This is a genomic window from Psychrobacillus soli (genome assembly GCF_006861775.1).
Classification (GTDB): Bacteria; Bacillota; Bacilli; order Bacillales_A; family Planococcaceae; genus Psychrobacillus; species Psychrobacillus soli.
Genome location: NZ_VDGG01000013.1, coordinates 79,674 through 90,882 on the forward strand (window position 1 = coordinate 79,674; position 11,209 = coordinate 90,882).

The window sequence follows — 11,209 nt, forward strand, 5'->3', positions numbered from 1 at the left end:
CGAATTCAATCTAGTTCTAGTTCCAACAAAGCAAAGCTTAACGACTTCCCGTGCGTATCCAGCGTCAAGGAAGTCGTTACGCCTGTTGCCAAAGCTTGCGAACAGACAAACTGCAGCGCTTGAATGTTCTGAACGTCATATCGTTTTACTTCTCCTTCTACAATGCCTTTTAAATGATGCTTTACCACTTCTACAGTCAATCTCTCTTTTAATAATTCATAATCAGATGCTTCATAAGGTATAACGGACAACGTAATAGTATTTCCTTTATCCCCGGTTCGACAGTGCGCAATATCATAAAGTTTCATTTGCTACATACTCCTTTAGTTCCGTGTGAAATTGAACGCAATCGCGATCAATAAAGGTGGAAACTACACCGATTACTTCATTTACCACTTTTCTCGCACCGCCGCCACCTGCTGGGCCATTTGTATAAAGCGCTTCTACTTCTTCCCCTATTATCGCTGCTTCTGTACTAGATTTCGCCTTTCCTGCAACTCTTAAGCGTACTTCATAAGGTTCTATATCTCTAAAACTTTTCCGGTGACAAGCATTCACTCCAATTAGATCTACTCTAAACTCGGCATAGAAATGACCGATTCTTTCTTGTATAATGTCGCCCGCAAGTCTTGCTCTTTCACTTGCATTCGGACCTGCATAAGAGATTTCCCCTTCTCCAATGAATCCTGCCTCATAGCCGATACTTACTTTTAACTTATGAGGCTTTGGAAGTCCTACTGCTCCATCTACTTTTATCCGCCCATCGGACAATTCTTCGAACGTCACTGAAGTGAAATCCGCAATGATATCTGGTGTAATATATTCGTTTGGATTAATAACTTCATACAATAATTGTTCTTTTGCTGTACGGAGCGTAATTTTTCCTCCCGTGTTCGCTACTTTACTGAAAGTCGCAGAACCGTCAGCTAATATATCTGCAAATGGAAAACCTAAATGTGCCATGTCCTTTATATCTTTTTTTCCAGGGTCTGCAAAATACCCCCCTGTTAATTGACCGGCACATTCTAATAAATGTCCAATCACCGTTCCTTTAGCCAATAAATCATCATTGTCTAATGACCATTTAAATTCATGAATCATCGGTGCTAAAAATAAAGAAGGATCCGCAATTCGACCTGCAATAATAATTTGAGCATCCGATTGCAAAGCATCTAACAGAGCGTCTACTCCGATATAAGCATTTGCTGAAACGATTTGACCATGTGTTGATAAAGGTCCCCCTGTTTCCCAAGCCGTATCATCTGGAGAAACTTTCGTCAAAACGTCATCACCAGTTACAGCAGCAACTTTCATAGAAATATTAAGTTCTTTCGCGATTTCTAAAATTTTATTTGCGCCCGCTATAGGATTCGCCGCACCCATATTAGTAATGATCCTTACTTTTTTTCCAACAATCTTTGGAATAAGTGATCTCATTCGCTTTTCCAATAAAAGATCATATCCAGCATGAGCATTTTGTTTTTTTCTCTTTTGAGCCAAAGCAATTGTTCTTTCTGCTAAGCATTCCAGTACCAAATAATCTAAATTTGCTTGTTCTACTAATATTTCCGCTGGCTCAATACGGTCGCCCGCAAAACCAGCACCTGATCCAATTCGTATCATCTCATTCACCTCAAATTGAAATTGCGCCTGTTAATAATGCAACAACTGTCATGACAATCGTTGTACCAAACGCCCATTTAAATATAAATTTCTGATGCTCAAATAAGTCAACCTTCGTCAAACCAATTAAAATAAATGTTGCCGCTGTTAATGGACTTAATGGGAAACCAACCGTCATTTGACCGAGAATAGCCGCTCGTCCAATTTCATGCGGGTTAATCCCTAAAGTCGAAGCTGTTTCACTAATAATTGGTAACACACCAAAATAGTATGCATCTGGTGTAAACACTAAGCTTAAAGGCATACTTGTAATGGCTACAATAACAGGCAAATAATTTCCTAATGAGTCTGGTATTAAACGCACAAGTGCTGTTGCCATCTCACCAATCATGCCCGTTCCATTTAAAATTCCTGTAAAAATCCCAGCTGCAAAAATCATCGATGCAACTAATAATACATTTCCTGCATGACTTAAAATACGAGCTTGCTGGTCCGCATTATTTGGGTAATTCATCATTAATGCAACAATAAAGCCAACGATGAATACAACAGGCATTGGAAGCCAAACAAATAGTAACGCGCATAGCATTAGTAATGTAAGTAATAAGTTAAAGTAAAATAGTTTAGGACGACGAATCTTTTTCGTTTCTTCATCTAATTCCAAATTAAAATCCAAATTTTCTATATTAATAATTCCTAAACGCTTTCGTTCTTTTCTTCCAATTAAATAACTTGCAAACAATACCCAAGCAATTCCTGCTATCATTGCTGGTATTACCGGATTAAAAATATCCACTGCTTCCGCATTTAAAGTGGTCATCGCGCGTGCAGTTGGTCCACCCCAAGGGATCATGTTCATAACCCCTGCTCCAAGCGCAACAACCCCCGCCAAAATAAGACGATTCATCCCCAACTTTTCATAAATAGGTAACATCGCAGTAATAGTAATCATAAAAGTTGCAGAGCCATTACCATCCAAATGGACAATCATTGCTAAAAAAACTGTACCCATTACTACTTTTAGCGGGTCACCTTTCACTATTTGAATAATTTTTTTAATCATTGGATCAAATAATCCAACGTCCATCATTAAACCAAAATACATAATTGCAAAAACTAACATGATTCCCGTTGGAGCTACTTGCGTTAACCCATCAAGCATTAATCCTCCAATTTCAGAACCAAACCCTCCAATTAAGCCAAAAATGATCGGAATAATAACTAAAGAAACGATGACGGATAGCTTTTTTGTAAAAATAGCTAGTAAAAATACACCAATAGTTAGAAATCCTAATAAAGCCAACATATATTTTATCACTCCCTTGTTATTGCACCCCATCGTGCATTCAAAGTAATATGCAACTTTCATGCCAACTTAGAAACCCTTTCATATAAACAACTTTTCAATATTTCCTTACTAAAGGATTCTAAATTTTTAGAATAAATAAAATGAAATTGTTCTTCTTCAATAGAAAAAGCGTGACTTCCCTAAGGAAATTACGCTTATTAAAGGGTTTTCTAAATTAGTAGAATGGATTAGATATATTCTAATTTATTAGAATGAAGTGTCATTCAAGTTTATACTTTCGTATTTTATTATAAAGACTGGCTAACGAAATACCTAAGTTACTTGCCGCTAATCTTCTTCCTTCAATATTCTTTTCATATCGTTTCAGCATTTGATTTATATAACGTGCTTCTGCTGATTCTACTACTGATCTTAACGTTCCATCTGTTTGAATAGAATCATCCACGATCTGGTTTCTCATGACTTCTGGTAAATGTTCCAATTCAATTACACCGTCATCAGCTAAGCAAGCGGCGTAACTTAACATGTTTTTTAACTCGCGTATATTGCCTGGCCAATTATAGGATTGTAAAAATTGTAGTACATCGTTATGTAGTTGATAATTGGTAGGTAAAAAACGTTTTACTAATAACGGGATATCCTCCTTCCGATTGCGTAGAGGGGGAATGGTTATATGGGCTACATTTAATCGATAATATAAATCTTGCCTAAATTTATATTTTTGTGCCATTTGATTTAAGTCTTGATGCGTTGCTGCAATTATTCGAACATCTACTTTAACTTCTTTCGTATCCCCTATTCTTCGTATGGTTCCCTCTTGTAGTACTCGCAGTAAATTTGCTTGCACATTATAAGATAAGTCACCAATCTCATCTAAAAATAAGGTGCCGTTATTAGCCATTTCAAATAATCCAACCTTACCGCCTTTTTTGGCACTTGTAAAAGCACCTTCGACATATCCAAATAATTCACTTTCAATTAGAGTGTCTGGAATTGTAGCACAATTTACAGCAATAAATGGATGATCTCTTCTATCGCTTGCGTCATGAATCGATTGGGAAAACAGCTCTTTTCCTGTACCACTTTCTCCTATTAATAGTACCGGTAGATTCGAGCTTGCTATCTTTTTTGCAATATGCTTATTATCTAGCATTTCGCTACTTTGTGTAATTATTTGTTCAAACGAGTATTTCACGCTCGAGAGCTTTGTAATCTTTTCTTGTAATTCAATCACTTGCTTTACCTTCTTATTTAGTTCGTTTGATAAAGCCTTTACTTCATTAATTCCTTTACAAACAGATACAGCACCAATGATTTTACCGTTATCTTCAATAGGCGCCATGTCTACAACGTATGCGCAACCATTAATTTCACGATAAATACCTACTCGCGTTTTTCCGTCTTTCAAAGTCTCAGGTAATTGAGCACCTGGTCTAAATCCAGAAAGTAACTTCCCTATAATTTCTTTTCCTACCCCTGTGATTCTAGAATATTCCGGGTTAATAAATAGCACTTTTTCAAACTCATCTATCACTAATATTCCATCATTAATCGATACGATCACTTTTTCCCACCATTTTGTCGAATAGATTCTCATGTTTCTCCTCCGAACTCAAACTAGATACTGTATACCAATAATATAGCATCTTTACAATGTGCCTGTATCACACATAATAGAAAATTAACGATGATGCCACGTATAAAAGTAATGAAAATGACCGCCACCTTTGTTAAAGGATGACGGTCATTTTCAATAGTTTTGCTGTTTAATTAAAAAGCTGGAATTGCGATATCAGCGAAGTTCTCTTCTAAAAATGCACGAACTTCTGGTCCAGATAAATGTTTCGCTAGTTTTTGAATCGCTTCCGAATCTGCATTATCAGCACGAGCAACAAGTGAGATAGGGAAATCCGATTCTCCTTCGTCTATTAATGAATCGTTTACCGGAGTAAGATTAAGTGGTTTTGCATATGCCGGAAGCAACGTTACTAAATCCACATCATCAATTGAACGAGCAAGCATTAATAAATCGACTTCAATGATTTCAATGTTTGTCGGATTTTCGATAATATCTTTTTGTGTTGCGTTAATACCTACGCCTTCTTTTAACGTAATAAGGCCGCCTTTTTCAAGTAATTGCAAGGAGCGAGCAATGTTCGCCGAGTCATTTGGAATTGCCACTTTCGCACCTTCAGGTAATTCTTCCACGCTCTTATATTTTTTTGAATATGCACCTAAAATTGCATGATATACCGGTTGAACAGCAACTAAGTCGGAGCCATTTGCTTTGTTGAATTGCTCCATGTACGTTGGATGTTGGAAAAAGTTCGCATCCACTTCTTTAGCAGCTAATGCACTGTTTGGTTGAACGTTATCTGAAAGTATCACAATATCCAAATCAATGCCTTCTTCTTTAAGTAACGGTTTTACAATTTCTAGCATATCCGTCATAGGAGGGATTAAAGATGCAACTTTAATTTTTGTTTCTTCTTGTTTACTCGTATTATCTGTTGCATCTGTTTCTTCTTTTCCACAAGCAGATAGTACAATTGCAAGAACTAATAGAAGGGAAAATGTTAGTAGTTTTTTCATGATGATTGCTCCTTTTTAAGATCGTTTATCTAGTTTCTTTGAAATTGCTGTTCCTGTAACCTGTATTGCTTGAACGAGTATGATCATCATAATTATCGTGAATGTCATGAGCCCCGTTTCGAATTGTTGGTAGCCGTACCGGATGGCAAAATCCCCAACTCCTCCACCGCCTACTATCCCCATGACAGTTGAGTAAGATATGAAGCTAATTGTCGCCGTCGTTAATCCGAAAACAAGCCCAGCACGCGCTTCCCTATAAAGGAATTTGAAAATGATTTGCATTTTCGTTGCGCCCATTGAAATGGCGGCTTCGATAATTCCTTTCGGGACATCCAATAACGATTGTTCAACCAACCTTGCATAATAAGCAATTGATATAATCGCTAAAGGTACTGTGGCAGCCGTCGTACCAATTGCTGTTCCAACGATAAAACGTGTAAATGGAATTAAAAAAACAACGAGAAGAAGAAATGGAAATGAACGAATAATATTTACAAATGTATCTAAGAGCAAAAATAGCCCTTTATTTTCATACAAATTTCCGCTACGACTTAAGTAAAGGAAAGTGCCTAGAGGTAATCCTACAACAATAGCGGCTAATATGGAAAAGCCTACCATTGTAAATGTCTGACCGATTGCAATCCAAATTTCTGATTGATAGGAGATAATTTTTTCCATTATTTCTTCACCACTGCCATTTTTCTCAAGTCTTCTATGTACTGATCTTCATTTACTAGTAATCCTTGAGGCTCTATTTGAAAGCTATCAATGAGTTTGCCCTCTCTCATAATTGTAACATGCTCACAAATGCTTTTCACGACATCCATTTCATGGGTAACGATCACAATTGTTACACCTAGTGTTTCTTTAATATGACGAAGAACTTGCAACACTTCTATTGTCGTTTTTGGATCCAAAGAAGACGTTGGTTCATCACATAATAAGACGGATGGCTTGTTTGCCAAAGCACGTGCTATTGCAACTCGCTGCTTTTGACCACCACTCAACTGGGAAGGATAAGCATCTTTTTTATCCGATAGCCCGACAAATTGTAGACACTCTTCTACTCTTTTTTTTCGTTCCTTTTTCGATACACCAACTAATTCAAGTGGCATTTCAACATTTCCAGCGACTGTCCGGTTAAGAACTAACTGAAACTGTTGGAAAATCATACCGATATTTTGCCGTGCTTTACGTAGTTCATGTTCGGATAAATATGTAAGGATTTTTTCTCCAACTTTTACAGTACCTTTATCAGGTTTCTCTAAAAGATTCATTATCCGAATTAAAGTCGATTTTCCAGCACCGCTCGTTCCAACAATGCCATGAATCTGTCCCTTCGGAATTGTTAATGATAAAGGATAAACGGCCCTTACACCGTCGAAAGTTTTTTCAACTTGAATGAGTTCAATCATTCTAAAACCTCCTTTTCTCCAACGATTAATATACCATTAAAAACAACATAGGAAAATGTAATATACTTTTTTGAAAAAAACAAAATAATCTGTCAGTACAACTATCACCTCAAGGTATTGTTAAATTTGAGATGCTTATCACTCTCTAGTTTTTCCAATCCAAAACAAAGAACAGCTCCATTATAGGCGCTGCTCCTGTTTTTATTATCCTCTTAACTCCGCCCCTGCTTGCTCCGCAAGTGCTTTTAATACTTTATTATGTGCATTTACTACTTCTTCGTCTGTTAGTGTACGTTCCGGGTCGAAGTATGTTAGAGAGAATGCAACCGATTTTTTGCCGGCTTCCATTTTTTCTCCTTCATATAAATCGAATAAATGTACACCTTTTAATAGACGTCCACCAGATAATTGGATAATTGCTTGTAGTTCGCCGGTAGCTTTTTCGCTATCTACTACTAATGCAATATCACGAGTGATTGATGGGAATTTAGAAACTGGCGCATAGTATAATGCTTCTACTTCTTTGTTAATTACTTTAGCTAAGTTCAATTCCACTACATACGTTTCTTTCAAGTCACGCATCTTTTGTTCAGATGGATGTAATTGACCGATCAGACCAATTTCTTCTCCAGCAAGTTTAATAGAAGCTGTGCGCCCCGGATGTAATCCGTCTACTACTGTACGTTCAAAAGTAAGTTCTTTTGAATGACCAAGTAGCTCCATTAATCCTTCGACAATTCCTTTTAATACGAAGAAATCAACTGCTTTTTTCTCTCCTTGCCAGCTATGGTCTAGCCATTTTCCAGCAATGACTGCTGCTAAATGTTCTTGTTCATGAGGTAGACCAGATTCTGTTTCGCCTAAGAATACGGACCCTACTTCATAAAGAGCAACTGTATCTGCTTGACGAGCAGTATTATACGTTACTGCATCTAATAAATGAGGGATTAAGCTTTGGCGAAGTGTGCTGCGCTCTTCGCTCATTGGCATTAATAGCTCTGTTACTGGCGCAGTTTCTAATGCAAATTTTTGTGACATTTCTTTGGATGTTAAAGAATACGTAATAGCTTGGTAAAGGCCTGCACCTTCTAAATAAGCGCGAACTTGACGACGTCTTGCTTGGTAAGATGATAGTCCACCTGGTTTTGATTCTTCCACTGGAAGCGTCATTGGGATTTCATCATACCCATACATACGCGCAATTTCTTCTACAATGTCTTCTGGAATTTTAATATCTTGACGACGAGTCGGTGCCTTAATGTATAAATAACCATTTGCCGCTTGGTGGTCAAATTTTAATCTTGTTAAAATAGAAGTCATATCTTCTAAAGAAATTTTCATTCCTAAACGATTATTAATAAAATCAGGAGACACAACTACTTCAGCAGGTACTTTGTCTAATTCATCTACGACTACAGAACCAGCTAGTACTTCCCCATCTGCAAGCTCAGCAAGTAAACTTGCCGCACGCTCTGCCGCTAGAATAACACGATTTGGATCGACACCTTTTTCAAAACGAGCACTTGCATCACTGCGCAAGTTATGGTCTTTTGACGTTTGACGAACAGATCCACCTGTAAAGTAAGCAGATTCAATAACAACAGTCGTCGTACCATCATGCACTTCCGAATTTGCTCCACCCATTACACCTGCAATAGCAACTGGCTCTTTGCCGTTTGTAATGACTAAATGATTCGACTTAAGTGTACGTTCTTGATCATCCAGTGTAACAATTTTTTCTCCGTCATTTGCAAGACGAATGACAAGTTCTTTTGTTTCTAGGCGGTCATAGTCAAATGCATGAAGTGGTTGGCCGTATTCCATTAATACGTAGTTTGTAATATCTACTACGTTATTATGTGGACGAACACCAGCAGCCATTAGACGATGTTGTAACCAAAGTGGCGATTCTTTAATTTGCACATTTTTTACTACTTTTGCTACGTACATTGGATTTGCTTCGATTGCATCAATACGTAAACTTAAGTAATCTGAAGCTTTTTCGCTACTTTCCGTGTAAGTTGCTTCTGGATATTTCATATCCTCGGATAAAATGGCACCTACTTCATAGGCAACTCCAAGCATGCTTAGCGCATCTGAGCGGTTTGGTGTTAAGCCAAGTTCAAGGAGTGTGTCATCTAACCCAAGTAGTGGAAGTGCACTTTCACCAGGAGTTGCTGTTTCTGGAAGCACATAAATACCCTCTGCATACGCTTTTGGTACTAGTCTTCCTTCAATACCCAACTCTTGAAGCGAACAAATCATTCCGTTCGATTCTTCCCCACGAAGTTTTGCTTTTTTAATTTTTATACCACCAGGAAGTACTGCTCCTGGACGAGCAACGATTACTTTTTGTCCTGCAGCAACGTTCGGAGCACCACAAATAATCTGTGTTGTTTCTTCTCCTACGTCCACTTGGCAAATATTTAGTTTATCTGCTTCCGGATGTTTCATGCATTCTTTCACATACCCGACTACTACATTTGTCATTCCATGAGAACGATCTATTACTGCATCGACTTCGATACCGGAACGAGTAATTTTCTCACCTAACTCTTTTGGATCAAGTCCGTGTGTATTTACATATTCTGCTAACCATTTCGTAGAAACTAACATGATTTTTCCTCCTTACACTTCTGTTCGGTGGAATTGCGATAAGAAACGCACATCATTCGTATAGAAATGACGAATATCTTCCACTCCATATTTCAACATCGCAATACGTTCTGGACCCATACCAAATGCAAAGCCAGAAAGTTTTTTCGAATCATATCCAGCCATCTCTAATACGTTCGGATGAACCATACCTGCACCTAAAATTTCAATCCAACCAGTTTTCTTACAAACGTTACAGCCACTGCCGCCACATTTGAAACAAGAAATATCCATTTCAACGGAAGGCTCCGTAAATGGGAAGAAACTTGGACGTAGACGGATTTCACGATCTTCTCCGAACATTTTCTTCGCAAATACAGAAAGTGTTCCTTTAAGGTCACTCATGCGAATATTCTCGCCAATAACAAGCCCTTCGATTTGTGTAAATTGGTGTGAATGTGTCGCATCATCATTATCACGACGATATACTTTACCAGGACAAATAATTTTAATCGGCTTGCCTTCTTTTGCTTCCATCGTACGAGCTTGAACAGGTGATGTATGTGTACGAAGAAGAATGTCTTCTGAGATGTAGAATGAATCTTGCATATCACGAGCTGGGTGACCTTTTGGTAAGTTCAATGCTTCGAAATTGTAGTAATCTTTTTCTACTTCTGGACCTTCTGCAATTTCGTAACCCATGCTTATAAACAAGTCTTCGATTTCTTCTACTACACGAGTTAGTGGATGATGGTTTCCTGTTTTTACCGGACGCCCAGGTAATGTCACATCAATCGATTCTTTTTCCAGTTGTTCTTGAATCGCTTGATCTTGAAGTAGCGTCATGCGAGCTTCTAACACTTCTGTTACTTCTTCACGAACTACGTTTACAAGAGCTCCCATTTTCGGACGTTCTTCTGCAGGAAGTTTTCCCATTCCTTTTAGTAGATCCGTAATCGGTCCCTTTTTCCCTAAATATGCAACACGCACATCGTTTAATTCTTTGACATTCATTGAAGCTTCAATTTTTTGTAATGCTTCTTCTTTTAACTGTTGAAGTTGTGCTTCCATGTTTTGTTGATCTCTCCTTTTTGACAAAATAAAAACCCCGCCCCTATAAAAGGGACGAGGACTAATTTCGCGGTACCACCCTGATTATTGCACGACAAAAATGTGCAATCACTCAATTCGACTAACGGCTCTACACCGGCACACCTTTACAGTCAAATTCACGACTGGTCCCGGTGGCAGCTAGCGGGGTGAACTTCTATATGCATTCTCTATTTACACTTTCAGTCCAGGTGTAAAATTCCTTTTTTCGAATCGTCATATATACTTTTCCCGATGACAGCTTTTATATATCAAATTATATTCTATTATACGAAGTTTTAAACATTTCATCAAGTGTGACTTATTTTATGTTGCGCAATTGTACAATAATATTGCACATAATAGGGATACTGCGCGGTAAAAGCCCTATTAGGTGACCGCTGTGATTTTCGCTACAGTCGTACGCTTTCCACCGGGTAAGCGATGAGTCTTCACCGCCGCTTAGGCGGACGTTGTGAAGTCTCATTATGCTCACTTATCCGGTAGGAGTCGCCGGCTGCAACGGAATCTATAGTAAAGACTAAATTATCAGAATCTAATATTAAAATAAATGGTTGAACGAGAC

Annotated in this window: 9 protein-coding genes and 1 other annotated feature; all 9 genes read right to left on the minus strand. The window is 38.0% G+C overall.

What is annotated here, in order from left to right:
- Positions 1–5: 5 nt before the first annotated feature.
- Positions 6–308, minus strand: a complete 303-nt coding sequence (locus tag FG383_RS07845) for an AtuA-related protein (RefSeq protein WP_142606634.1) — start codon at positions 306–308, stop codon at positions 6–8.
- Positions 295–1,623 carry an acyclic terpene utilization AtuA family protein gene (locus tag FG383_RS07850; protein WP_142606635.1) on the minus strand — a complete coding sequence of 443 codons (1,329 nt, stop codon included), beginning with the start codon at positions 1,621–1,623 and terminating at the stop codon, positions 295–297. Before FG383_RS07850 ends, FG383_RS07845 begins: the two co-directional genes overlap by 14 nt.
- 10 nt (positions 1,624–1,633) lie before the next feature.
- The gene (locus FG383_RS07855) at positions 1,634–2,929 is read right to left on the minus strand and encodes a CitMHS family transporter (RefSeq protein ID WP_142606638.1); all 1,296 of its coding nucleotides are present in this window, start codon (positions 2,927–2,929) and stop codon (positions 1,634–1,636) included.
- Between the two features lie 262 nt (positions 2,930–3,191).
- Positions 3,192–4,529 carry a sigma-54 interaction domain-containing protein gene (locus FG383_RS07860; protein WP_142606640.1) on the minus strand — a complete coding sequence of 446 codons (1,338 nt, stop codon included), beginning with the start codon at positions 4,527–4,529 and terminating at the stop codon, positions 3,192–3,194.
- 173 nt (positions 4,530–4,702) lie between these two features.
- Positions 4,703–5,524, minus strand: a complete 822-nt coding sequence (locus FG383_RS07865; RefSeq protein ID WP_142606642.1) for a MetQ/NlpA family ABC transporter substrate-binding protein — start codon at positions 5,522–5,524, stop codon at positions 4,703–4,705.
- Between the two features lie 15 nt (positions 5,525–5,539).
- On the minus strand, positions 5,540–6,202 hold the full coding sequence (locus FG383_RS07870) for a methionine ABC transporter permease (RefSeq protein WP_185907876.1): 663 nt from the start codon (positions 6,200–6,202) through the stop codon (positions 5,540–5,542).
- Positions 6,202–6,939: a methionine ABC transporter ATP-binding protein gene (locus tag FG383_RS07875; RefSeq protein WP_142606646.1), complete on the minus strand. Its 738-nt coding sequence runs from the start codon at positions 6,937–6,939 to the stop codon at positions 6,202–6,204. Before FG383_RS07875 ends, FG383_RS07870 begins: the two co-directional genes overlap by 1 nt.
- Before the next feature lie 204 nt (positions 6,940–7,143).
- A complete protein-coding gene (gene pheT, locus FG383_RS07880) occupies positions 7,144–9,555 on the minus strand; it encodes a phenylalanine--tRNA ligase subunit beta (protein WP_142606648.1) in 2,412 nt (803 codons plus the stop codon).
- A 12-nt stretch (positions 9,556–9,567) separates the two neighbouring features.
- A complete protein-coding gene (gene pheS, locus FG383_RS07885) occupies positions 9,568–10,605 on the minus strand; it encodes a phenylalanine--tRNA ligase subunit alpha (protein ID WP_142606650.1) in 1,038 nt (345 codons plus the stop codon).
- A gap of 47 nt (positions 10,606–10,652) precedes the next feature.
- Positions 10,653–10,892, minus strand: a binding site (T-box leader).
- Positions 10,893–11,209: the final 317 nt, after the last annotated feature.